The 23944-nt window shown below is 41.8% G+C and carries 22 protein-coding genes; 15 read left to right on the plus strand and 7 right to left on the minus strand.

What is annotated here, in order from left to right; genetic code table 11:
- Window positions 1–37: 37 nt before the first annotated feature.
- Window positions 38–583, minus strand: coding sequence for a hypothetical protein (locus ACEQZT_RS01035; RefSeq protein ID WP_370086356.1), 546 nt, complete (start codon window positions 581–583; stop codon window positions 38–40).
- Window positions 584–686: 103 nt separating this feature from the next.
- Between ACEQZT_RS01035 and corA the strand changes: the two genes are divergently transcribed.
- Window positions 687–1841: a magnesium/cobalt transporter CorA gene (gene corA / locus ACEQZT_RS01040; RefSeq protein WP_370086357.1), complete on the plus strand. Its 1155-nt coding sequence runs from the start codon at window positions 687–689 to the stop codon at window positions 1839–1841.
- Between the two features lie 348 nt (window positions 1842–2189).
- The gene (locus ACEQZT_RS01045; protein ID WP_370086359.1) at window positions 2190–2714 is read left to right on the plus strand and encodes a mechanosensitive ion channel family protein; all 525 of its coding nucleotides are present in this window, start codon (window positions 2190–2192) and stop codon (window positions 2712–2714) included.
- A gap of 1 nt (window position 2715) precedes the next feature.
- On the opposite strand, the gene ACEQZT_RS01050 is transcribed toward ACEQZT_RS01045, so the two are convergent.
- From ACEQZT_RS01050 to ACEQZT_RS01060, 3 genes are read right to left on the minus strand one after another with little or no spacing between them, the layout of a single operon-like run.
- Complete coding sequence (locus ACEQZT_RS01050) at window positions 2716–5403, minus strand: ABC transporter permease (RefSeq protein ID WP_370086361.1); 2688 nt, start codon at window positions 5401–5403, stop codon at window positions 2716–2718.
- The gene (locus ACEQZT_RS01055) at window positions 5400–5735 is read right to left on the minus strand and encodes a PadR family transcriptional regulator (RefSeq protein WP_370086362.1); all 336 of its coding nucleotides are present in this window, start codon (window positions 5733–5735) and stop codon (window positions 5400–5402) included. The genes ACEQZT_RS01050 and ACEQZT_RS01055 overlap by 4 nt, the downstream gene beginning before the upstream one ends.
- A gap of 6 nt (window positions 5736–5741) precedes the next feature.
- Window positions 5742–6191: a hypothetical protein gene (locus ACEQZT_RS01060; RefSeq protein ID WP_370086364.1), complete on the minus strand. Its 450-nt coding sequence runs from the start codon at window positions 6189–6191 to the stop codon at window positions 5742–5744.
- A gap of 120 nt (window positions 6192–6311) precedes the next feature.
- On the opposite strand from ACEQZT_RS01060, the gene ACEQZT_RS01065 reads away from it, so the two are divergent.
- From ACEQZT_RS01065 to ACEQZT_RS01075, 3 genes are all read left to right on the plus strand, one after another.
- A complete protein-coding gene (locus ACEQZT_RS01065) occupies window positions 6312–6878 on the plus strand; it encodes a helix-turn-helix domain-containing protein (protein ID WP_370086366.1) in 567 nt (188 codons plus the stop codon).
- A 159-nt stretch (window positions 6879–7037) separates the two neighbouring features.
- Window positions 7038–7373, plus strand: a complete 336-nt coding sequence (locus tag ACEQZT_RS01070) for a PadR family transcriptional regulator (protein WP_370086368.1) — start codon at window positions 7038–7040, stop codon at window positions 7371–7373.
- A 2-nt stretch (window positions 7374–7375) separates the two neighbouring features.
- Entirely contained in the window at window positions 7376–9991 is a 2616-nt protein-coding gene (locus ACEQZT_RS01075; protein ID WP_370086370.1) for an ABC transporter permease, read from the plus strand.
- A gap of 42 nt (window positions 9992–10033) precedes the next feature.
- On the opposite strand, the gene ACEQZT_RS01080 is transcribed toward ACEQZT_RS01075, so the two are convergent.
- The gene (locus ACEQZT_RS01080) at window positions 10034–11074 is read right to left on the minus strand and encodes an acyltransferase family protein (RefSeq protein ID WP_370086372.1); all 1041 of its coding nucleotides are present in this window, start codon (window positions 11072–11074) and stop codon (window positions 10034–10036) included.
- An 11-nt stretch (window positions 11075–11085) separates the two neighbouring features.
- Window positions 11086–11658, minus strand: a complete 573-nt coding sequence (locus tag ACEQZT_RS01085; RefSeq protein ID WP_370086374.1) for an ankyrin repeat domain-containing protein — start codon at window positions 11656–11658, stop codon at window positions 11086–11088.
- 203 nt (window positions 11659–11861) lie between these two features.
- Between ACEQZT_RS01085 and ACEQZT_RS01090 the strand changes: the two genes are divergently transcribed.
- From ACEQZT_RS01090 to ACEQZT_RS01115, 6 genes are all read left to right on the plus strand, one after another.
- Window positions 11862–13907, plus strand: a complete 2046-nt coding sequence (locus tag ACEQZT_RS01090) for a helix-turn-helix domain-containing protein (RefSeq protein WP_370086376.1) — start codon at window positions 11862–11864, stop codon at window positions 13905–13907.
- 73 nt (window positions 13908–13980) lie between these two features.
- Window positions 13981–14625, plus strand: coding sequence for a DUF4396 domain-containing protein (locus ACEQZT_RS01095; protein WP_370086378.1), 645 nt, complete (start codon window positions 13981–13983; stop codon window positions 14623–14625).
- A 125-nt stretch (window positions 14626–14750) separates the two neighbouring features.
- Window positions 14751–15047, plus strand: coding sequence for a hypothetical protein (locus ACEQZT_RS01100; protein WP_370086380.1), 297 nt, complete (start codon window positions 14751–14753; stop codon window positions 15045–15047).
- Window positions 15048–15157: 110 nt separating this feature from the next.
- Window positions 15158–17311, plus strand: a complete 2154-nt coding sequence (locus ACEQZT_RS01105) for a TonB-dependent receptor domain-containing protein (protein ID WP_370086382.1) — start codon at window positions 15158–15160, stop codon at window positions 17309–17311.
- A 100-nt stretch (window positions 17312–17411) separates the two neighbouring features.
- Window positions 17412–17804 carry a heavy-metal-associated domain-containing protein gene (locus tag ACEQZT_RS01110; protein ID WP_370086384.1) on the plus strand — a complete coding sequence of 131 codons (393 nt, stop codon included), beginning with the start codon at window positions 17412–17414 and terminating at the stop codon, window positions 17802–17804.
- A gap of 100 nt (window positions 17805–17904) precedes the next feature.
- On the plus strand, window positions 17905–19209 hold the full coding sequence (locus tag ACEQZT_RS01115) for a WD40 repeat domain-containing protein (protein WP_370086386.1): 1305 nt from the start codon (window positions 17905–17907) through the stop codon (window positions 19207–19209).
- A gap of 388 nt (window positions 19210–19597) precedes the next feature.
- On the opposite strand, the gene ACEQZT_RS01120 is transcribed toward ACEQZT_RS01115, so the two are convergent.
- Window positions 19598–20242 (minus strand): hypothetical protein, encoded by a 645-nt coding sequence (locus ACEQZT_RS01120; RefSeq protein ID WP_370086388.1) that lies wholly within the window; start codon window positions 20240–20242, stop codon window positions 19598–19600.
- 508 nt (window positions 20243–20750) lie between these two features.
- Here ACEQZT_RS01120 and ACEQZT_RS01125 point away from each other — a divergent pair.
- The 4 genes from ACEQZT_RS01125 to ACEQZT_RS01140 all read left to right on the plus strand — a co-directional run bounded on the left by ACEQZT_RS01125 (window position 20751) and on the right by ACEQZT_RS01140 (window position 23932).
- Entirely contained in the window at window positions 20751–21443 is a 693-nt protein-coding gene (locus tag ACEQZT_RS01125) for a DUF6261 family protein (protein WP_370086390.1), read from the plus strand.
- A 61-nt stretch (window positions 21444–21504) separates the two neighbouring features.
- Window positions 21505–22245, plus strand: a complete 741-nt coding sequence (locus ACEQZT_RS01130; RefSeq protein ID WP_370086392.1) for a DUF6503 family protein — start codon at window positions 21505–21507, stop codon at window positions 22243–22245.
- Window positions 22242–22733, plus strand: a complete 492-nt coding sequence (locus tag ACEQZT_RS01135) for a TlpA family protein disulfide reductase (RefSeq protein WP_370086394.1) — start codon at window positions 22242–22244, stop codon at window positions 22731–22733. Before ACEQZT_RS01130 ends, ACEQZT_RS01135 begins: the two co-directional genes overlap by 4 nt.
- Complete coding sequence (locus tag ACEQZT_RS01140) at window positions 22733–23932, plus strand: exo-alpha-sialidase (protein ID WP_370086396.1); 1200 nt, start codon at window positions 22733–22735, stop codon at window positions 23930–23932. The genes ACEQZT_RS01135 and ACEQZT_RS01140 overlap by 1 nt, the downstream gene beginning before the upstream one ends.
- Window positions 23933–23944: the final 12 nt, after the last annotated feature.

Below are 23944 nucleotides of genomic sequence, written 5' to 3' on the forward strand. Positions count from 1 at the left end.
CTAACGGAAGGTGGTTAGACCAATGCCCTAACTGGCTTTAGCCTAGAAAAATAAATACCAGCCAGACTGTGCCAAGGAAATGCCAAAAGAGAAAAATATTGTAGGCGTACTGTTTAGACCTGGAGTGTACACGATACTTTCTGATCTTCCTAAAAACTGAGAGCAACAGAATTAATCCTATAGTAACGTGGATGAAATGAATGAGGGCGAATGGGAAAAGGATATTGCGAAATGATAGATTGGAATCTAAAAGCTCCTGCCACCCTATCACTTGCAGTACGGAAAACAGCAATCCAAAAAACAGCCCCATTCCTGTAAATCGGAATGCCTTTTCTATTTCATCTTCTTTGATCATAAGCTGTCCTAACACAATTAGTGCGCTACTAACCAAAATGAACCAGGTGGCTACCTCGTAGATCGTTGGAATGATCAGAGCCGGAAGGCTCTGTAAAACCCAGACAATAAGTAAGGTGATGAAAATAAGCAAACTTGTAATAATAAATAGCCTGGTCATATGCTTACCCGCACTGATCAGTCGCTGTTTCTCCTTCAGTCGCTCAAGTACTATTTCTTTTTCACTCATACCCCTGTATCATCCTTTAACCCTCAATAACTTTTCTTTGTTTCAAACAATGTGATGATTAAAACACTTTTATTTTGAAAGTGGTATCCTTTAACTTGTAGGCATGAGAAAGAAACTAAAGAAGATCAATCCCATTGATCTAGTAAGGCCCGATAAGCTATTGTTTACGGGATTAAAAACTCTGACTGAACTTACCCTTACACCTATTAATATGTATGCGGATCTTAAAGCCAAGTCCAAAGGCAAAGCTGAGATCACATTCATCGGTGAAAAGAAACTGGAGGAGGTTAAGGTTCAGCATTTTTCTTTCAATGAGTCCGAGGTGATTGAATCTAATGAGAAAGATTTTGGGCAAATGGCAAACCCAAAAGACACTCATATTCACTGGCTCAATATTCATGGCCTTCATGAGGTGGAGTTGATTCAGGAGCTTGCTGAGATCATGAACCTCGATCGACTTTCAGTAAGACAGTTACTCGATACGACACAGCGCCCCAAGGTGGAGGAGTTTGATGACTATCTCTTTTTCAACATCAAATCTATATTGCTGGACGAACAAGACCAGCTTGATGTAGAGCAACTATCATTCGTCCTTGGGAAGAACTATGTGGTATCATTTCAGGAGAAAGAAAGCGATCACTTCGACGACATCCGCTACAAAATACGAGAAGGAATTGGGTTTGTAAGAAAGCGAACCTCAGACTATTTACTTATCCAACTTCTTGATGCCATCCTAGATAACTACTTTGAGACAATTGAAGACATCAATGAAGATATAGCAAAGCTGGAACAGGATGTGTATAAAAATCCTAAGCAGGAAACGCTGTTTGCTTTGGAGAAAAGTAAAAAACGTGCTGACATCATCAAGAAATCGCTTACTCCTTTCATGGAAGCTTTGAACTACATTTTGAACAACCGTACATCATTCTTTCAAAAGCCAAACGTGAAATACATGACCGACCTAAGGATGAGCTGTGCCAATGCACTGGAGGAAGTGGACTCCACAGCACGGTCGCTGGAAAGTCTTACCAATATTTACTATGCTTCGCTAAGCCAAAAGATGAATGAGACGATGAAGGTGCTTACCACGGTGGCCACTATATTCATCCCGCTTACCTTTATCGCCGGTATCTACGGCATGAACTTCGAGTATATGCCTGAGTTGCAGTACAGAAACGGCTATTTTATAGTCTGGGGAGTGATGGGAGCTATCTTCGTCGGTATGGTTATTTACTTCAAACGCAAAAACTGGCTATAGGCTAATCTTCAAAAAGGTGGTAATTGTCTACACTCTTATGAGCTTAGACGAACAAAATTGCAGGTGATTTTTTTTCTGCTTTACTTCATATTCATAACCAATAACTACCACCATGGCTCTACTTCAATTAACCAAAGAACAAAAAGGATTTATCAATAAGAGCTTTTTGATATGTTCTACAGGATTGGCCCTATCACTTATAGCAGTAAGTATTCTAATCGGCTAATTCAAACCTTACTTGTCAAATATTTAAATTCTGCTTTCAAAAGGGTTACTTGTATCGAGTAGCCTTTTTTTATTTCTTCTTTCGTCTCAATTCAATGGGCCCTGAGAGATTAACTTTGTCTCATGCAATCAATTTACGAGACACTCAACGATTTAAATCCCTCTGTACTTTTCAAGTTTGTGCTTACTGCCGTAGTGGCAGTGATTTTTTTCACCTCAAAATGGCTTATCAAAAAGAGTATTAGCCGACTGGGCCGAAAGTATCAGCATGAACTCAACCGCACCGCTGCTACCAAGCGAATACTAATCATATCCTTATATGCCGTCACTTTGGTCACGCTGGTCATTGTGTGGGGTGGTGATCTAAACAATCTATGGGTATCACTTGGTAGCATACTTGGTGTAATTGCCATTGGCTTTTTTGCCATTTGGAGTATCCTTAGCAATATCGTCGCTGGAATTATCATTTATACTATCAACCCGTTTAAGATCACTGACACACTGGTCCTAGTGGAGAAGGAAGTATCAGGAAAGGTGAAGGATATTGGACTGATCTATACTACCCTGGAAGATGAGGACGGCATATTTACCGTCCCCAACAATCTTTTCTTCCAGCAGGTAGTGAAAGTAAAATTCAAAGGCAAATAGGCTACTCTGTTCGCAACGAATTCACCGGATTGACTTTAGCTGCTCTCATTGTATGATAGCTGATCACCAGGAAAGCGATGAGCAATGACGCCAGACTGCTTATTGCAAATATCCAGACTCCAATGTCTGTACGATAGGCAAAATTGTCCAGCCACTTATTCATCATGTAAATAGTAATTGGAATGGAAAGGATGATCGCAATGAGTAGCTGAATTGAAAATCCTCTGGCCAAAAGTCGGAAAATAGATACAGGTGACGCACCCATCACTTTTCTTATGCCGATCTCTTTCACTTTGCTGTTTACTACTAGCATAGAAAGTCCAAGAAGTCCTAAGCTGGCTATTATAATGGATAAAATTGTTGCGATGGTCACCAACTTATTCATTCTGGCCTCACTCTCGTACTGAGCAGCAATTTGTTCATCTATGAAATTAAAATTCCAGCTTTCATTCGGAAAAAGAGCCTCCCATTCCTTCTTAAGAATGTCCGTTCCCTCAGAAAGATTAGAACCATTGTAGGTAAATACCAATTTTGGGATAGGTGAGTCAGCGAAATTAGCATCTGAGATTCCCATAAAAATCGGGACTGGATTCATCACAATGACCAATGGTTCTACTTCAGAGTGTAAAGAAGAGTAGTGAAAATCATCTGTAACACCAATGATCTGATGATCTCCAAATTCATCACCCGGAAGTTTGGCTCCCAAAGGATTTTTTAAGCCAAAATGCTCTACAGCAGATTTGTTCAGAACGACTGACTGTCTCATATCTAGGCCGTTTCCTTCTTCAAAACCACGCCCCTGTAGCATATCAATTCCGAATGTTTTAAAATAATTAGCATCTACACATAGCAACCTAAACCATCTGAAAACTCCTTTATCATCAGAATATGCCAGGTGAGCCCATCCACTTGTGCCAAACACATGCGAACCCATCGCCACATCTGAAATTTCCGGATATTTTTCCAACCGTGATTTTAGCAATTGTCCATTGTCAAATCCTGAAGTAATTCTCTCTGACAGCCTTTGTGCTGACGGACTTGCCCGCATTTGAGTAGAGATCACTGCATCATATTTGATACCCAAATCCTTATTCTGCAAATACTCTATTTGCTTTCTCATAATAAGAGTGGTTGTAATGAGAAAGACGGTAATTAGAAATTGAAATACTACCATACCTTTTCGAGTAGTCATCTTTCCTGGAGATTGATTACCGCCTCGGAGTATATTGATGGTTTTAAATCCTGACAAAACCAGTGCAGGATAAGATCCTGCTATCGTGCCTATTATTAAAGCCAGCAGAGCATAAATACCCACATGCCACATTTCAAATTGTAGAAATATTTCGGTTCCGGTAAGCCTGTTAAATGTTGGGATGAGCAAATAAGAAAAGGTAGCACCAATGAGCATGGCAATGGTCGTCAATAGAATACTCTCACTCAAATACTGATAAACAAGCGTACCCTTGTATGCTCCCAGCACCTTCCTCATGCCCACCTCTTTTGCTCTTCTCAAAGACTGTCCGGCTGATAGAGTAGTATAATTAATACAGGCTATTATCAAAACTAACAGACCGATGGTGCCAAGAATGAAAACATACTGAGGGTTGGCTACCGGGGCATTCCCTAGAGGGATATCAGGATTTAAATGAATATCTGTTAAGGGCTGTAGCCCAATATTGTATTGATCGCGCTGCATGGCCTCATCTCCATAGCTAACATCACCCATCTGACTAAGGACTACATCCTGCATCTTGTCATTCACATTATCAATGCTTGCTCCTTCTTTAAGCAGCACGTAGGTTTCTGCCACTACATTGAACCACGCATTCATCGCTCGTTCACTGAATAATGTTCGGTTATTGTCAGTAGAGATTGCCAAATCAAAGTTGATGCTGGACTCATATCTGATGTCTTTGAAAATGCCTGATACTTTAAAATCTTTGATATCCTGCCCAACCTCTAGCGAAATTGTTTTACCCAGCGCGTCATTGTCACCAAAGTACTTTCGGGCATACTCCTGAGATATGATGATGTCATTGGGTGTAGGCAGTGGCTTATCCTTATCCCCTTCAATCAATTGAAAATCAAACACTTCAAAAAAGTCAGGGCTGATGATCGCCACCGATTCATTGATTCTGTTCTCTCCCCTGCCAACCAGGAAATTTGACAAAATATATTGAACAGATTTCTCAACTTCCGGAAAGTTGTCTTCAAACAACGATTCAAACCGTAAGGGTGTATGAGAGTTGAAAAACACCTGACCCTCACCATAGTCTTCTTTCAGCCAGCTTCTGTAGATACGATCCTTTTTTGAATGAAAATGATCGAAACTTATTTCCTGCTTTACGTAGAAGCCAAGGAGCAGAAAGCATGTAATTCCTATTATTAATCCAAATAGATTTAGCGAGGAATTGAACTTATCCCTCCAAAGCACACGTAGTGCTATTTTAAAATTATTCCTAGTCATAGCAAATATTGAGTTTTTGAGTTTTTGGTTTTTCTTAATCGCTGAAAGCCTGACTGATCTTAGCACCCACCAGAAGTAGGATATGTTTGCTATCAAACCTCCTCGCTTCTCTCTCCTTTTCAGATAGAGTTCATAAAGGTCTCCCTGCAAATCCTCCACGAGGGATTCGTCACAGTACCATTCTAAAAATCGATCGGCCCACTTGGGTGGATAATGAGTCATGACAAAACTGAAAATGTTAGTTTGGGCATTTTTTGATAAAGAGAAAGTCTGAGTTCCATAGTCTCATCCAATACTCTTCTACCTGCTTTAGTAAGAGTGAAGAAGCGCTTGCGCCTTCCGCCTCTGTCAGATGTTGCTCCTCCCATCTCTGAGGTCACGAACCCCTTTTTCTCCAATCTTCTCAAAACAGAATGAACTGCCGTAACATCCATCTTACGATTAGTATTAGTGATAATCTCTTCGAGTATAGCAACTGCGTATGCTTCTTGCATCAGTGACCCGACTGTAAGTAAGACTAGCTCTTCAAGCTCGCCCAAGTGTTCCCCTCTCATATTTGTTTAGTTAGATTTTGGATACATTGCCTCTAGTGAGTCAAATGATTTTTCTGTAGTGTCTATAGTAAATCCAGCAATCCTGTAAGGCGGATTGTCTTCAAAAAAGAATCCCATTTCCATCCATTCGTTGGATTTTGTTCCTTTCACTATGAGTTTATACTCGGTCATATTCTTTCGATCTGCCTGATACATGATCAATGTTCCATCATTATTCCGAATGTTTTCAAAGGCTCCTTTTAACTTATCTGCACCCATTTTTTCAATGAGTTTTGGTGCGAAGTATTTCTCAACGGCTTCCTCAGACATCTTACCAGATTTAACCGCATCTAAAAACCAGATGATCTTTGTCCCTGCAGGGCTTTCTTCCAGTTGAGCCAATGACTGTTTTCCTCTTTGTTGAGATGTGGCTGAAATAGCAAGTCCAATGGCTAAAATGTAGAGTAATGTTTTCATATTTATCGATGATTTGTTGTACAAACGCACAAGTTAATTTTTAAGTTGTGTTTTTGTACAAGTAATATGTTAAAGCATGTTAAGGAACTAATCCTTTAACATTTTTTGTAATTTGAATCAATGAACTCCATCATTCACATTAAGAATATGGTTTGTCCACGCTGTATCGAAGCTGTAAAGGATGCTTTAGATAAGGCAAATATTGGGTTTGACCAGGTTTCACTAGGTGAAGCACAATTGAAGAGGCCTTTGGATGAAGTACAAAGGGGAAATCTTGTACCCATTTTAAAGGAGAAGGGCTTTGAGTTGCTGGAAGATAAAACCTCAGCAATGATCAGCAATATCAAAGGGTTAGTCATTGAGCAAATTCACTATAGCCATGAACCCCTCAAAGTCAATTTTTCAACATACCTCGCAGATAAGCTAGGTAAAGACTATGCCTCGCTTAGCAGACTCTTTTCATCCGTTGAAAGTATCACGATTGAAAAATTCATAACAGCCCAAAAAATTGAGCGGGTAAAAGAACTCTTGATTTATGACCAGCTCACTCTCTCCCAAATTGCTTACCAGATGGACTACAGCTCTGTGGCTCATCTATCCGCTCAGTTTAAAAAAGAAACCGGCCTCACCCCTACTCAATTTAAGAAAGGGAAAACCATCTCCAGAAGGCCTATTGATAACATTTGAGCATATTATCAATAAAAACTGCAATTACGAATAATATTTGTAACTATTTTTACTGCAATTACGAATAATATAAGCGTGCCGCTTAACCTATTCATTGAGAGCGATTGGCTTTCATCTTAAAAATTTGAGGGAAACAGTGAAAATAAATTAGAAAGAGAAATGAAGAAAACTAAACTGGGCGAGTTTGAAGAGATGGTGCTTCTGGCAGTGATTCTGCTTAAGGAAGAAGCATATGGTGTTGAGATTAAAAGAGAACTGGAATCCAGGCTGAAAGAGCGACTAAGCGTGGGATCGATCCAGTCTGCTCTTAAACGAATGGAAGAAAAAGGATTCCTTAATTCTGAGTTTGGTGAAGCCACTAACAAAAGAGGTGGTAAACGCAAGCGAATCTATACTGCAACACCACACGCTCACAAGGTGCTCAGTGAGATCAAGCAAATCAGAGCCGGATTCTGGGAGAACATTGCGCTGGAAAGTAGCTATAAGACCATCTGACCATGTCTAACAAGACTCCACCAAAATGGGCTGGAAAGTTTCTCAGACTCTTCATAAACAAGGACTATATCGAAGAGATTGAGGGTGATCTGGAAGAGGTTTTTTATGATGACATAGAAGCTCTTTCTATCAGAGAGGCCAGATTTCAATATACGCTTGGCGTATTCAAACTTTTCAGACTTAGCCTGATCAAAAACTTAAAATGGATTTACAAAATAGGACTAATCATTACAATCATGAGAACAATCAGACTCGCATTTCGCAACCTTCTTAAGTTCAAAACTCACTCAGCTATCAATTTGGTTGGGCTTTCTTTGGGACTGGCTATTGGGAGTCTCATCCTACTTTACGCTTCGGATGAGTTTTCCTTTGACAATTTTCACGAAAAAGGCGATCGAATATACAAGGTAGTCACAGCTTCATCAGATGGAGCCATGGAAACCAACGCTCACCCAATTGGCTATCAGCTTAGAACCAAATATCCGGAGGTCGAAGCTGTACTTTACACCCGCCACAGTTCTTCCGCTTTTAAACTCAACCACCAGGGCAAACGATATGAGCATGACATTTTTTATGCAAGCGAAGAATTCTTTCAATTATTCTCTTTCCCTTTGAAATCAGGAGATCCGGAAACTGCATTGAAGGATCCATACACGATCGTCATTACCGAGGCGATCGAAAACGTATATTTTGACGGTTCTGCTCTGGGTCAAACATTGACGCTAAGAGATTCGGTTGATTTCAAGGTAACTGGAGTTGTGAAACAACTACCTAAAAACTCACACATCCAGTTTGACATGCTCATGTCCTTTTCCACATTTCCGGATTTTCGCTATTTCAGCTACAGCGAAGGTTGGGGCAATTTTGATGTCAGAAATTACGTCCTTTTAAAAGAGGCTGTTGATCCAGAGGCATTTCAAACCAAAGTAGCCAATATCTATGACGAAAACATTGGTGAATGGCTGGATGAGATGGGCGTTGAGTTTACCACAAAGCTTATTCCCTTAAATGATGTTTACCTAAACAGTCCAGTCTACAATGGGTTTGGTCCTAAGGGCTCGCTAAAGCGTGTGAAAACTGTGACGATCATTGCCATATTCCTTATTTTACTAGCATCCATCAACTACATCAACTTAAGTACCGCCAGATCTGCCTATAGATCTAAAGAAGTTGCAATGAAGAAAATTGTCGGATCCTCGCGAAAAGGAATTTTGGGGCAATTCATGATCGAATCATTTCTTCTAACACTCATTGCTTTTGGTTTTGCTATGCTAATGATTGCTATTGCACTTCCATTCTTTAACGAACTAATGCTCAAAGACTACTCGGTGTATTCATTCCTAAATTCCAATTTTATTATAGGAGTCTCACTACTTATCATTTTGGTATCATTTCTTTCAGGCTATTATCCTGCGCTCATCATTTCAGGACTAAAGCCTTTGAACGCACTCAATGGCAAATTGGATAAAGCCTATCATGGATTGAGTCTTCGCAAACTATTGATCACCTTTCAGTTTTTCATTTCTTCAGCTCTGGTACTAGCTACCATCCTGGTTATTGATCAAATCTCGTACATGAGAAATCAGGAGTTAGGTTTTGACAAAGAGCAAATGCTCATTGTAGATGCTTCTGATCTACCTCGAAATAGTGGAAGAATAGCTCTGAAAAATGAGCTAAAAACTTTACCTGGTGTACAATCCGTTTCTCACACTAATGCCCTTCCTGGCAGACCCGGGTGGCAGGGACAGTGGGCATACCCGGGAAAAATAGAAGGTGATCAGGTGGTAACAGAATACATGGCCATTGATGAAGAATATGTCAAAACCTTAGGTCTCGAAATAATTGCCGGGCATGATTTTGATCTTAGTAAGACAGCTGAACTTGAAGAGGGGTTGATCATCAATGAAACCTGCATGCTGGAAATGGGCTGGCAAGGTGCAAATGATGCTATTGGAAGAAAAATCGTGTCACCTTCAGGAACCCCTGCAGGTACTGTGATCGGAGTGGTGAAAGATTATCATGGATTAGGTCTGCAGGAAAAAATTTGGCCGAAGGCGATGGATTATGCAGGTGATAAATATGGGCGATATTATGCTATTCGCTATGATGCAGCTCAAACCTATGATTTGATCAAAAGCATTGAAAACATTTGGGATCTGACATATGTCAGCTATCCGCTTGAATACTTCTTTCTTGATGAGGACTTTGACCGACAATACAGAGAGGAAAATCAGCTTGCCAGAGTGCTTACCATTTTTGCAGTCATTGTCATCATCGTTTCAGCGATCGGGTTGCTCGGACTGATTTCATTTGTTGCACTAAGCAGAACTAAAGAAGTAGGCATTAGAAAAACGATGGGAGCCAGCATTGGTCAAATCATCTTCATCCTGTCAAAAGAATTTATATACCTTGTGATTTTAGGCAATTTATTAGCCGTTCCTTTGATCTGGTACTATGGCAATGACTGGCTAAATGACTTTGCGTATCACACATCTATCAATCCTTTGAATTTTGTTCTCGCATTGATCATCACTTCCCTCATAGCTTTCATCACGGTGAGTTTTCAGACCTTTAAAACTGCCAAAATGAATCCTGTAAGTGCACTTAGATATGAGTAAACTTAAAAGAGGATGTCCATTGCAGACATCCTCTCTCCTCTTCTACCCTTTCAATCCAAAGAGAGGCCGCAGGAAGCGAACTCTTCGAATGAGAAATTCATAGCAGAGATAGCACATTAAAAATGTAAAGGCGGTTAGCAGAGCTAATGTCCACTCTCCGGATAAGTTGTAATCGAACAGAAGCACCGACCCCATGTAAAGAAAAATCATATGAATGATGTAAATGGGATATGCAGATTCACTCAGGTAACTCAGCGACTTACTTGGTTGATTGAGGTACTTATGGCCAAATCCAAACACGGTAAAAATCCAAAAACTGGACTCAATAGCCATTAAATAACCTTCTGCCTGCAATTCAAAAACCAACCATCGTACTCCAAACATGGAAATCGAAATAATGAACCATAGCCATCTCCATTTTGAAATTGTTTGCCAAAATGTGCGACTCATCATGCAGATAAACCCAAGGAAGAAAGCACACATCCCCAACCAAAAACCATGAGCGGTGAACGCATACATTTCGAAATTTTCAGGCTTGATTAAAACTGCTTCTACAACGAATGGGATTATTAGGCATATCATCCCTAAAGGCGTTTTAAAAATCCTATCGAGTATATTCCTAATCTGATCATTTTTGATTTTTCTGAATAAAATATAAAGAGGCAAAAAGATCAGAACGTAAGAAAAAATATTTCCTAAAAACCACAGATGACCGGGATCAAACTTATAGCTCAACGGCTGATGGTAATACTTCTGCCACATCAAAACATGTATTGGGACAATGACAGCCATCCCAAATATAAATGGCACCAGTATTCGTCTGGTCCGCTCCAGCAAGAGTTCTTTCCAATTTCTGCGTCGCGTGGCGAAGTAGACTCCCATGCCCGACACATAAAACAGTAGCGGAATCCGCCAGACATTGAGCATGGACATAGGAGTCCAGAAGCTCTCTACAGAATCATCATTTTGAATGAACCCGATAAAAACACCCCAGGGTTGGAAAGCAATGGCTATGTGATAGATCAGCAGTAGCCCAATCGCAATCACCCTAAGCCAGTCGATATCATATCTTCTCTCTACCATCCTTTTATCACTTATTGAGCATTGCGGATTAGCTGAGCAATCTGCGGACGCACTTTTTTCAACTGCTCATAATCAAGCTTCAGGCCAAGAGGTCCAAGGTCTCTACTCATCTGATCATATACTTCTTTAACCTCCTCAAAATCAGTTGATACAGACTCTAGAGCCGTATTTCCGTAGTTGTTTGTTAGAGAGGTGTCCGCTCCTTTGGCTAGCAACATCTTCACGATCTCTTCCCTTCCAAAAAAGGAAGCCGTATGCAAAGGAGTGCTTCCATCCGCGCTTCTGATGTTCAATTCTGCACCAGCATTGATCAGTAATCTCGCGATATCAGTCTTACCAAAAAGAGCAGCTATGGTAAGAGGGCTAGATCCATAGGCATCTTTCACATTTAGATCTGACTTATTGGCAATGTGAGCTTTGATCGCATTTACATTACCAAAGAAAGCCGCCTCATGAATGTTAACTTTTGGAGCTTCAGTTCCTTCGCTATTCTGCCCTTTTGACTCACAGGAGATGGTCGTAAGTGAAGTAACCATTAGTATAATCAATACCGAATGACCTGTGATAGATTTTAAATTTTTCATCTTTTGTTATGATTTAAATGTTGAAATAATTTGATGATACAAAGCTCCGATATGACTCAAAGGCACATTTAACAACCATGCTCACAGATTTATTAACTATGGTTTATCTCTAACAACTATGAGGATAGCATATAAACTATGACGCAAAAGGTCTTTTTGCGAGCAAAAAATGACGATTATTGCAACGTCAATCAAACTCCCTGATGTCAGACTTTCTTGAACCAAAAGACACTTTTCTTCAAAAGACAATCCGTGTTATCAATGAGTATCTCACCGATGAGGAATTTGGTGTAATAGAACTTGCAGAACGGCTAAACATGAGCCGGTCCAATTTATTGAGGAAAATCAAAAATCTCACAGGATTATCGGCAAGTGTATTTATCAGGAAGGTGCGTCTTCATCATGCAAAGCGGCTGCTTCAAACAAATGAGCTGACAGCATCAGAAGTTTCGTATAAGGTAGGTTTTGGCAGTACCTCGTACTTCACTAAATGTTACCGTGAAGAATTTGGCACAACCCCAGGGAAGCAACAAAATGAGAATGTAGATTCTGATATAGAAACCAGCGCAAAGACAGGGAAGAACAAATGGCTGATTGCTATTCCCATTCTTATTGTCATCAGCATGCTTGTATGGGTTTTCTATCCAGATGAGCCATCCAAAAAAGAAATAAAGTCCATAGCAGTTTTGCCATTCAAAAATGACAGCAATGACACAACCAACGTGTATATAATCAATGGCGTAATGGATGCCATACTCGGCAATCTTCAGAAAATTGAAGAACTGAAAGTAACCAGCCGAACCACTGCAGAGAAATACCGTGGTAGCCAAAAGTCGATACCCGAGATATCCAAAGAACTGGGAGTAGGGTACTTTGTAGAGGGGAGTGGTCAAAAAATAGGTAACCAGATCGTACTATCTGTTCAGCTGATTGATGCGGAAAAAGATCAGCAGATATGGTCCAGTCGTTTCGAACGTAGAATTGAAGATATTTTCGAACTACAATCTGAAATCTCTAAAACCATAGCCACCGAAATCGAAGTTATTGTCTCCCCTAAGGCAAGACGGCTGATTGAAAAAATCCCAACGGAAAATTTGAAAGCCTATGACCTATTCTTAAAAGGTCTTGACATTACTAAGCGGGCTAATACATCTGAAGAGCTGAATCAGGCCATTGACTATTTTGAAGAGGCGATCTCTGAAGATCCATATTTTGCCAATCCGCATGCATACATAGCTATCTGCTATTACTACATCGACATCTACCAAATTGATCAAAAGCATGGAGACTCCATCAATAGCTTTGCTGACAAAGCAATCCTCCTTGACCCTGAGTTAGGGGAAAGCCTCATTGCTAAGGCATTATACCATACACAAAATGAGCAGTACGATCTAGCCATCGAGTTTCTGGATAAGGTTCTGATGCTCAACCCAAATTCAGGTTGGGTTCATAATTTTCTATCAGAAATCTACCGCACTAACATTCCTAATACGGAGAAATATCTTCGCCATGCCATTCGAGGAATTCAAAATGCAGTCTCAGATCAGGATTCAGTAGAAGCAAGCTTCACCTATCTACATCTAGCAAATGCGCTGGCTCAGTCAGGTTTTATCAACGAATCAGTGAAGTATGTGAAGCAGTCGCTTGCCTACAACCCCCAGAATTACTTCTCAGAATACTTATATGTATATATCAAAATGGCACAGGATTTCGATCTCAATCGTGCTAAAAATGGACTTATTCAGATTTTGGAAAAAGACTCTGCCCGACTCGATGTAATTCAGGAAATAGCCAAAGTGTACTACACCATGGGAGACTATGAAAAAGCTTGGGAGTACTATCAGAGATTCGTAGCTACAAAAGACATGCTACAGTTAGACATCTATGCTGGGGAAGATTTGAAGATCGCATATGTCCTTTATAAATTAAACAAGCCTGACGAGGCGGAAAGATTCATGAAAAGCTTCAAAACTTACATTGATCAAGATAACTCAATATATAAAGAACTGGCTCTGAGTGGGTATTTTGCTGTAAAAGGAGATGTTGATGAAGGGATTAAACATCTGAAGGCATTCACAAATCAGAAAGACTTTTTCTATTGGTTGATCATGTTTCTGGAGCAAGACCCAGTCCTTTTGGAGATGTCAGGACACAAAGAGTTTAAACCAGCAGTAGAACAAATCAAATCCAACTTCTGGAAGCAGCATGAAAGGATGCGCAAAGTATTGGAAGCAGAAGGCGTGATCTAGATGATCAAAATAATATAAATGATTTTCAAAATGGTGTAATGCAGGGGATCAATGAACACTTCAATTTTGTTGTATGAAAACGATGGAAGTACAAACCACACTACACTGTCAAAACTGTGTTGATAAAGTAAGCCCTCTACTGGACAATGAGGCTGGAATCAAACATTGGGAAGCCAATTTTGATAATGGTGTCTCCCTTACAATTGATGGTGAAATATCTAAAGAGCATCTAAATCATCTCTTAAACCAGAAAGGATATCAAATAAAGGATGAAAAGTCATTCTGGAAGGACTGGAGTAAATGGAAACGTGCTTCAACCAATACCTTCAGTTGTCTGGTTGGATGTTCAATAGGTGATTTTGGTATGGTCTTTTACTTGCAGGCATTTCACCCATCTACTCCAATGATGTGGCAGATGATCTTAGCAATAATTGCAGGACTTTGTACCTCGATTATCCTCGAAACAATCCTAATGAAAGCGAGAGAAAATTTTGGATGGATGGATGCTTTTAAAACTGCGCTTGGCATGTCGTTTCTTTCCATGGTTGCTATGGAGATTGCTATGACGAGCACCGACTTTATGATCACCGGAGGTAAGGCTGCCTTTGATGATATTTGGTACTGGTTGGCGTTAATTCCCGCATTGATCGTAGGATTCCTTGTGCCCCTACCTTACAATTATTACAAACTCAAGAAGTTTGACAAGGCTTGTCATTAGAAACATATAGCAACCATTTACGTATCTTTGCAACAGTGCGAATAGCCAAAAACATAGCGAACAGTCTTCTAGCAATGGTGTTGCTGATAGCAACAACGGGCATTACCCTCAATAAACATTATTGTATGGGTAGGCTTAAGTCTGTGGCGGTGAATGCTCATGCTCAGCACTGCTTCGAAGGTGAGGAAGAGCAGATGCCTTGCTGCAAGGATACAAGTCAGGAATTGAAAGTTGAGGAAATAACTACTGTAAGCTTCGATTTTGATGCAAACCCTGATTTGTTTGAGCTAGCAATCATCAATCATATCCTGCTCAGGAATATTGATTTTGCAATCGAACAAGAAAAGTCTTCATTTCAAAACTATGACCCGCCTCTCCCCGACAGGGACATTCCTGTCTTGATACAGTCTTTTCTTATATAATACCCGATTGTGTTTTTGAGACGATGCTGTATCGTCATTCAATTTTCTATTGACTAAAAAATACAATCATGAACAAACATACTTTATTATATATCCTATCAACTTTATCGATGCTTACATCCCAGGCTCAAACAGTGCGCGGGATGGTAGCCGATCAAAATCACGAGCCACTCATTGGTGCAACAGTAATGGAACTAGGGACGCAAAACGGAGTGGTAACCGGAGTAGACGGAGACTTTTCCTTGAAGCTCACCTCTCGAGATAGCAAACTAGTTGTATCCTACAGCGGATTTCTAGCTGACACCCTTGCTGCCGATCTATCAGGAATGATGCATATCATGCTTAAAGAAAATGCATCAGAATTAGAAGAAGTGGTCGTTCAGGCAAGCAGCACCTTTATGGACAATCTGGAATCAAAACATGTGGAGGTGATCACTGAGGCAGAGCTAACAAAAGCAGCATGTTGCAATCTCTCCGAAAGCTTTGAAACCAATGCGTCTGTGGACGTCTCATTCACCGATGCTGTGAGTGGAGCAAAAACAATCCGAATGCTTGGCTTAGATGGGCGTTACGTTCAGATAAATCGGGAAAACATTCCCAATGTTCGGGGTTTATCCGGCAGGTACGGACTCTCCTATGTTCCAGGCACTTGGGTTCAGTCCATTGATGTTGGAAAAGGTGCCGGATCGGTAGTGAATGGTTACGAATCTATGACCGGTCAGATCAATGTTGAGCTCAAAAAACCAGAGAATAGTGAAAAGCTTTACTTAAACGCATACGCTAATTCATTTGGACGATTGGAGGTGAATGCAAACCATGCGCGTGACATCAACGATCGGTGGAGCACTGCCCTCCTGTTTCATTCCAACTACTTCAACAGCGAAGTAGATCAGAATGACGATGGGTTTATGGACATTCCCAAAGGTCGACAGATCAACGTGATGAACAGATACAAATACCGGGGACAAAACATGGAATCGCAAATTGGGATTACCCTGATGCGAGATGAAAAAGCAGGTGGCCAGCTGGGATTTGATTTTGGAGATGACTTCAGAACCTCGGCTCAATATGGTTTTCAGAACAATACTACCAGGGTAGAGGTATTTGGTAAAACCGGACTCCTTTTCCCTCATAAACCCTATAAGGGATGGGGCATCATTTATTCCGCATCTTACCTTGATATTGATGGTGGGTTTGGACGGGATAATTATGAAGGAACAGAAAAAACCCTTTACGGCAATGTGATATTCCAGAACATCATCGGAAACTCGTTTCACTCCTACAGAACCGGAGTAAGTATGCTGTACGATGAGTTTGACGAAGTGTATGCTGATTCTGCATTTACTAGACAAGAGGTGGTGCCCGGGCTTTACTACGAATACACCTTCTCTCCTGGAGATAAGTTTACTTTGCTTGCGGGAGCACGCACTGACTTCCATAATCTTTATGGGACATATTTCACTCCCAGGTTGCATACTCGCTACCAGTTTTCTGAAAACACAACGCTTCGTGCTGCAATCGGAAGAGGATATCGCACTCCAAACACCATTGTAGAAAATAGTAACATCCTTGTTTCCTCACGACAGTTAATTATCGAAGAGAATCCAGAACCGGAGGTATCCTGGAATATGGGTGGCAGTCTTGTTACAGCCGTGAGCATAGGGGATAAAAAATTAAATCTGATTGCGGATTATTTCTATACCACCTTCGAAAATCAATTGATCTATGACATGGATCAGAATGCCAGTCAGCTTAGGGTTTATAACCTAAGAGGCAAATCCTATGCGCATAGTTTCCAATTGGAAGGTAACTACCAATTCTCCGATCGATTCAGTGCCAAGGCCGCATATAAGTTTTACGATGTACGAGCCACGATCAATGGGGAACTGCAAAAAGTTCCATTCAATGCACAAGACAGGTTTTTTGTAAATGGATCTTATGCAACACGATTTGATAAATGGGAAGCAGATGCCACCCTGCAGTGGTTCGGCTCAAAGCGATTGCCCGACACTTCCGACAAGCCCGCTGAGTTTCAGAGAGGCTCGTCCACACCAGACTTCTTCTTATTGAATGCACAAGTGAGTCGTGCTTTCAGATGGGGTAATATCTATGTAGGATCAGAAAACCTGCTTGGTTTCACTCAAGACGATCCAATCATAGATGCCGAAAACCCTTTCAGTGATAACTTTGATGCCTCGCTTGTTTGGGCTCCAGTAGCCGGGCGGATGGTGTACGCAGGATTTAGGTATAAATTAAAAAGATAAAATTAAATATAAACAATTGTCCCCTTGAGGGGACTGCAGGGGTGTAACATCCCCCTAACCCCCTTCAAAGGGGGATTTGCTTGAAAAACTAATACTACAAATGAAAAACTTATTAACACTTTTCGGACTGCTTATAATGATTTCAGCCGCTGCTCAAAAAGAACCTATAGAGGTTGATGGGGGATATAAAATAGAGATTAAAACCTCTGGAATTTGTGAGATGTGTCAGTATGCCATCGAAAAAGACCTTGCATTTGAAAAAGGAGTGAAAGAAGCTTCTTTCAGTATCGAAGACAAGGTAGTGACGGTGGTATATAACCCTAAAAAGACGGATGCACAAACGATCAGAACCAGAATCACAATGGTAGGCTATCATGCAGATACCCTGGCAAGAGACCCTATAGCATATGAAAAATTGCCGATGTGCTGCAAGGACGGCTCACATGGAACGCCTGTTCCACAGGTACCTTTAAAAGCCAAGGATGATAACTAGATTTAAACAAAGCCCTTTCGAGAAGGGCTTTGTTTTTTCAGGAAATTTCCGCTTATGCCTAACTGTACTAAATACTGATGGAATTTGCATAAATTAGACTATGCGACAATTACTCACCACCGCCCTACTTTCGCTTTCCCTCCTATCATATGCACAGGACAATCGTACCACGACAGAGCTGGTCATGTCCATGTCTCAGCGTTCTTTGGTTATGCCGGGTTATCTCACAGAACTAAAGGCCCTTATTGCCAGACAGGCCTATGACTTTTGGAAAGATGGTAATGTAGATCCGTATGTTTCGCATCTCAATGTTTACCAGGCACTGTACGAAGCAAATAAGTATTTGGGATATGATTCTGCAAGAAACATGACTTTCAATCAAGTAGGAGTACATTCCAATGCGGTAACCTCAGTTGTATATAGTGCCGATCCTTACTCCTATTACTCCTCCTCTACCGATGGGAAGATTTTGAAATGGGATATACTAAATCCCACCAGCATTCCGGAGACCGTATATGAGTCCAAAAAAATTATCCAGTCCATTGAGATGTCCAATGATGGAAAAGTACTTATGGCCATCTTCTACAAAGAAGGATTGGCTTTGATCCCGACATCCAAAAATTCACAGGAGGATATACAGGTTTTAGAAGATCCCACTCCTGTCCAAACAGCCACATTTCTGCCAGGAGAAAGGAAGTACCTGACCGTCACCAAGTCAGGTGACCTCATCCTCAAAGGGTTTGATGCCAAATCTGAACAGGTGGGAAAAACTGCCTTGAAGATCAATGAGCTTAAAGTAGACGAAAAGGATGGCACCATCTACGCCGGATCGGATGAGGGCGTTCTTGAAGCGTGGGAGAAGCCATATGAGGTGAAAGAAAGCCCCATCGATGACATTATGGAAAACTGGAGGCAGCAATCCTACTTTGGCTATAAGCTGGGATCCTTTTCTATAAACTGCCTGGACATCAGCCCGGATGGAAACACACTGGCAATCGGGCGTGACCGGGGTGACATTGTCTTATGGGATATCCCAAATAAAAACCTCATCCGTATTATCTCCGGTCACCAAAGCACCGTCACTGACATACAATTCAGCCCGGACGGAGGATTGCTACTCACCACGAGCCGAGATGGAACCGCAAGAATCTGGGATTTGACTGATTCGAGAAAGCTTCCTATTATTCTGGATGATCACGATGACTGGGTGCTCACCGGAAGCTTCGACCCGACCGGAACCCACGTGATTACCGGTGGAGGTGATGAGTATGTAAGAAGGTGGCCTGTAGATCCCGCCTATCTCGCTTTTCGCATTTGCACACTGATAAACAGAAATCTGACCAAAGAAGAATGGAATGAGTTTGTGGGCATTGACATACCCTATGCTGTTACCTGTCCGAAATAAGAAGAGCACCGGACAATCACATCCGATGCTCTCACAACCTAACCTAACTTATGATACTTTTAGTTTTGAAGAATAAACCTTCTTCGTTTGGCAGTGCGTGAGGCTATGCTATTCAAAAGATCCGTGATGAACCGGATGAAAAAGGGTTTTCTTATTTTCATAAATGACGACTTAAATTCCACATGATGATACAAAGCTGTGAAAACGAGGTATGCTGTGTAAGCGGGAATCACCCAAATAGGAAAATACGAGGATCACGTAATCACTGGTATTTGATCGTCAGTAGCTGAAAGATATGCCGGGACACTGATCTGTCGCTGCATCAAAAAAAACCGCATTCGGTCTCCCGTAATGCGGTTCATTTAATCACTTAATCACTCCTCTAAATTTACACCTTCACCCCCAGCATCTCCAAATATTGAGGCTTGTCTTCCAGTGCTATCCGGCTGATGGCTACCAGGTCACTGATGTAATCATTCAGGCTATCCAGCGCAGCATCACGCTCCAGCGTCGCTTGCTGAGCCTCACCTTTCTCTTTTAGTTGCTCATTCAGCTTTTGCTCGGCATCTGCCACCAGCGCTTGCCCTGCTTGCAATTTCTCCTGTGTAATGCCAAACCGCCCAAAAGCATCGATAATAGACTGGCTGGCCAGCGCATTTGCATAAAATGCTTTCGCTTGATTGAGCCACCCACTGAAAGAATCCTTGCGATCCCCCCTGAGCCGCAGGCTCTCCTCCGCTCCACGATCATTCTTTAGCGCGATCCGGGCAATTTTCAAATGCATCATATATTGGCCATTGGCCACCTCACGAGCTGCATTCATCGCATCGGTAGCGGCAAACTGCTCGCCATACTCCTGCTTTTGCTTATCTACCAGGTTTCTTGCAGCATCCAGCAGGGCCTTGCCTTCGTCCAGCTTTTCTGTGGTATAGCCAAAGGTGGCCAGTGCGGTGGCTATATCCGTATTGCTGCTGGCATTGGTGAGTAGGTTACCGGCAAAGAGTAGCTTGCCATCCATAGTGTCTCTGTTCATATTTATAATATTTAAAAGGTTACTATTTCAAAAAAGCCCGATGGATGGTTGATCTGCGGGTGCATGCAGCAGCCCTGCGGGGGAATGATTTTTGGATGCGGGTCGTTGACCTCCCGGTGCGGGGGAGTCATTTTTTTCAGCGGGGGGATGATCCCCCCATGCGGGGCAGAGGTTTTCATATGCGGGGGTGTGCTAGGGATATGCGGGGGACGCATTTTCCCATGCGGTGGTGGTATCTATTCCTGCGGGTCACCATTTAGGGCATGCGGTGCTCTCACTCACAGCGGCATGTACCAGTTTCTAAAGTAACGGAAAGTGGTAAGTGAGGCAAGTAAATTTTGATGATTCTTGGTATATGATAGAACTAAACCCGTTTTTTGCTCGATTCTATGAAGCTTTTATATATCCATCCCATAAATCTCATTCCTTATCGAAGTTTGGTTTTACATTTAGTCAGAAGGTACTTTCTTGGCACTAAGAACCTAACCAACTTAAATACCAACAAGCCATGCTCAAGCAATTTTCACACTCACTATTGACCTCTGAAGAATTGGTAATTATAGCCGAACGAATGATTCAGGCAGTAAATACCACTTCGCTAAAAGACACCTTAGGAAACCGAATAAAGAAAACGACAGACGCATCCAATGTACTTTCCGAATCGCTGAATGAGGGGCTCTCTAACGTTCACGCCTCACGCGTGCAGCAAGCTGACCTACTCAGAGATGATGCTTTTCAGGCTTTCAAATATGGAGTACTTTCTGCTTCCTACCGCACAGAACCATCCATCAAGAAAGCGGGAGAAAAACTTGTGGAAATCGTGAGAAAGCGTGGTTTCAGCCTTTACAATCTTGGATACATTGCACAAAGTGAGGCAATGAGAAGTCTGATGGACGATCTGGAAAGGTGTGCTGTTGAAATATCCCATGCGGGAGTTGCAGATCTGCTGGAAGAAATGCTCAATGCACATGAAAACTTCAATCAGGTTTATCATGAAAAAACCAATGACAACACCAAAAATGAGACTCCTCAGGTCGTGGTTTGGAAGACCGAGCTTTCCAAACAATTGACTCTGTTCCTCAATCACGTTGAGCTACTGGAAGAGGACAAGGAAGAGGGAGTAAATGTATTGGTGGATAAACTCAATAGCATCATCACCGACATGATGCATCAGGCCAAAGAAAGACAGCAACCTGCTTGATTCTATCAAAAGACGCTATCAAGACAAACCTTTTATTGGTCTGCTTACGTTCAGGTGTGAGATGAAAAAAATTACATTTATCCTTTTGGTGATGACAGGTTGCGTCACCCCTCCTCCCACCGCCCAGGAAGTGGTAGATCTGTCGATTCAGTACTCCGGCACTGAAGTACTCAAAAATGCAGTAGCGAGCTTCAAGTTCAGAGAAATTGACTATGCATACGAGAGGCAAAACGGACAATATCTGTACACTCGCACCCAAAGAGACACCTCTGGCAATGTGGTGAAGGACTATTTGAATAATGATGGACTGGTCCGCACCATCAACGGTGACACTGATGATATAACAGACGAAAAACGGGCAGCCTATACCAGCTCTGTCAATTCCGTGATCTACTTTGCCTTCCTCCCGCTCTGGCTAAACGACGCAGCAGTAAACAAGTCCCACGAGGGCATCATAGAAATCAATGGAAAAAACTATCACAAGATCCGAGTTACATTTGATCAGGAAGGTGGCGGAGAAGACTTTGAAGACATCTTTTACTACTGGTTTGATACCGAAGACTACAGCATGGACTATCTGGCTTATAGCTACAACGAAGAAGATGAAGGTACTGGCATTCGATTTAGAGTGGCTTACAATAGCAGAAAAGTAAATGGAGTCACGATTCAGGATTATAGAAATCTAAAGCCAAAAGTGAAAGACAGTGTACCCCTTGACCAAATTGACCAGGCTTTTATGGATGGTCAGCTCACTGAATTATCTTTGATTAAATTGGAAAATGTAGCTATAACTGTTCAATGAGATATTTCAAATCAGCGGTGCTGGTCTTGCTTTTTTTTGCCTGCACTCCGCTAAAGAAAGAAGGGTCCGAAGAAGGGACGATAGAAAGCTTAGAAACCCAGAGCAAGATCAAGCTAGCCAAACTTGAAGGAGAATCGATCAACCTATCAGCGCTAAATGAAGAGATATTGATCCTGAATATATGGGCTACCTGGTGCAAACCTTGTGTGGCAGAAATGCCTTCACTGGTCGAGATGAAAAACGCTTTGCCGGGCAATATGAAATTGTTGCTAGCTTCTGATGAACCCACAGATCGTCAACTGAATTTCATTGCAAAAAAAGAGTATGACCTGGAGTTCGTTCAGCTAAAAAGCAGCCTTTCCTCCCTCGGTGTTTATGTATTGCCCACTACTATAATCGTCAAAAATGGAGAAATTGTAGACCGGTTGGTAGGCGCTAGAGAATGGAACACACCCAAACAAATTGAAGAATTAAAAGCCTATCTATAATGCGAAATTTCCTCACCCTGATAGCTCTAATCCTCACATGGAGCTGTACAAATACCACTGAGTATATTGATTTTAAAAGCCCTGCCGGAGCAAATGCTTCCCTTCCGCACCTGATAAAGGGAGATGATGGCAATCTCTATGTTTCATGGGTAGAAAAGGGAGATTCCAATCAGGTGGATTTTAAATATTCAGCATTTACAGATGAAAAATGGACTGATCCGGAGTTGATCGCTAGTGGAAATGACTGGTTTGTGAACTGGGCCGATTACCCCATGCTGGCGGTAGATCAGTCTGGAAACAAGATTGCTCACTATCTGGCTAAAAGCTCTTCAGGCACCTATTCGTATGATGTGAATGTAGTTTTGAAATCAACAGGTTCGCAAAAGTGGTCTGCCCCGATTATTCCACACAAAGACGGCACCCCAACTGAGCATGGGTTTGTGACGATGCTGCCTAAAAATGATGGCACTTTCCTCCTGGCGTGGCTCGATGGACGCAACACAGGTGGCGGTGGTCACGGGGATCATGGAAGTGGTGGAGCCATGACGATCAGGTCTGCTGTCATTGATATGCAAGGAAACCTATCTGAAGAGATTGAGCTAGACGAACGAGTATGTGACTGCTGCCAGACCGGCGGGGTTATGACACCTGAGGGCGCAATCATCGTCTATCGAGATCGATCGGTGAATGAGGTGAGGGATATGGCATTCGTAACTAAAACTGATACCGGATGGAGCCAACCTAAACTTGTGGCCCAAGACAACTGGAATATTGCAGGGTGCCCGGTAAATGGCCCACGTGTAGCCGCCTCTGGAAATACTATGGCCAGTGCATGGTTCACAGCTGCCGATGGCGAAGCGAAAGTAAAAGTCGCTTTCGCAATTAATGGAGATGATTTTGAAAAGGCATTCATCGTTGATGACACTTCCCCTATCGGGCGTGTGGATGTTGTAATGATGGATGAAACCACAGCCGTAGTTAGTTGGCTAGATGGCGGTGAGTCATCCACGATCAATTACCGAATGGTGAAAAAAGATGGTACCATGACCGAACCCGTTAAAGTTGCTGAAACCAGTGACTCAAGGGGAAGCGGTTTTCCACAAATGGAAATCCACAACAACCAGCTGTACTTTGCCTGGACAGCTCTTCATGGAGACAATCTTTCTATTAAAATGGCAAGGTTTGACCTTCAGGACTGATTAATGGGTATT

Source organism: Ekhidna sp., from assembly GCF_964218185.1.
Taxonomy (GTDB): Bacteria; Bacteroidota; Bacteroidia; order Cytophagales; family Cyclobacteriaceae; genus Ekhidna.

Coding starts and splice junctions, on each gene's coding strand:
- ACEQZT_RS01090 (WP_370086376.1), top strand. CDS start 11,862: ATGTCAGACTTTCTTGAACCAAAAGACACTTTTCTTCAAAAGACAATC.
- corA (WP_370086357.1), top strand. CDS start 687: ATGAGAAAGAAACTAAAGAAGATCAATCCCATTGATCTAGTAAGGCCC.
- ACEQZT_RS01045 (WP_370086359.1), top strand. CDS start 2,190: ATGCAATCAATTTACGAGACACTCAACGATTTAAATCCCTCTGTACTT.
- ACEQZT_RS01100 (WP_370086380.1), top strand. CDS start 14,751: ATGGGTAGGCTTAAGTCTGTGGCGGTGAATGCTCATGCTCAGCACTGC.
- ACEQZT_RS01125 (WP_370086390.1), top strand. CDS start 20,751: ATGCTCAAGCAATTTTCACACTCACTATTGACCTCTGAAGAATTGGTA.
- ACEQZT_RS01115 (WP_370086386.1), top strand. CDS start 17,905: ATGCGACAATTACTCACCACCGCCCTACTTTCGCTTTCCCTCCTATCA.
- ACEQZT_RS01140 (WP_370086396.1), top strand. CDS start 22,733: ATGCGAAATTTCCTCACCCTGATAGCTCTAATCCTCACATGGAGCTGT.
- ACEQZT_RS01055 (WP_370086362.1), bottom strand. CDS start 5,735: ATGAGAGGGGAACACTTGGGCGAGCTTGAAGAGCTAGTCTTACTTACA.
- ACEQZT_RS01060 (WP_370086364.1), bottom strand. CDS start 6,191: ATGAAAACATTACTCTACATTTTAGCCATTGGACTTGCTATTTCAGCC.
- ACEQZT_RS01085 (WP_370086374.1), bottom strand. CDS start 11,658: ATGAAAAATTTAAAATCTATCACAGGTCATTCGGTATTGATTATACTA.
- ACEQZT_RS01035 (WP_370086356.1), bottom strand. CDS start 583: ATGAGTGAAAAAGAAATAGTACTTGAGCGACTGAAGGAGAAACAGCGA.
- ACEQZT_RS01130 (WP_370086392.1), top strand. CDS start 21,505: ATGAAAAAAATTACATTTATCCTTTTGGTGATGACAGGTTGCGTCACC.
- ACEQZT_RS01050 (WP_370086361.1), bottom strand. CDS start 5,403: ATGACTCATTATCCACCCAAGTGGGCCGATCGATTTTTAGAATGGTAC.
- ACEQZT_RS01070 (WP_370086368.1), top strand. CDS start 7,038: ATGAAGAAAACTAAACTGGGCGAGTTTGAAGAGATGGTGCTTCTGGCA.
- ACEQZT_RS01135 (WP_370086394.1), top strand. CDS start 22,242: ATGAGATATTTCAAATCAGCGGTGCTGGTCTTGCTTTTTTTTGCCTGC.
- ACEQZT_RS01080 (WP_370086372.1), bottom strand. CDS start 11,074: ATGGTAGAGAGAAGATATGATATCGACTGGCTTAGGGTGATTGCGATT.
- ACEQZT_RS01105 (WP_370086382.1), top strand. CDS start 15,158: ATGCTTACATCCCAGGCTCAAACAGTGCGCGGGATGGTAGCCGATCAA.
- ACEQZT_RS01095 (WP_370086378.1), top strand. CDS start 13,981: ATGAAAACGATGGAAGTACAAACCACACTACACTGTCAAAACTGTGTT.
- ACEQZT_RS01110 (WP_370086384.1), top strand. CDS start 17,412: ATGAAAAACTTATTAACACTTTTCGGACTGCTTATAATGATTTCAGCC.
- ACEQZT_RS01120 (WP_370086388.1), bottom strand. CDS start 20,242: ATGAACAGAGACACTATGGATGGCAAGCTACTCTTTGCCGGTAACCTA.
- ACEQZT_RS01065 (WP_370086366.1), top strand. CDS start 6,312: ATGAACTCCATCATTCACATTAAGAATATGGTTTGTCCACGCTGTATC.
- ACEQZT_RS01075 (WP_370086370.1), top strand. CDS start 7,376: ATGTCTAACAAGACTCCACCAAAATGGGCTGGAAAGTTTCTCAGACTC.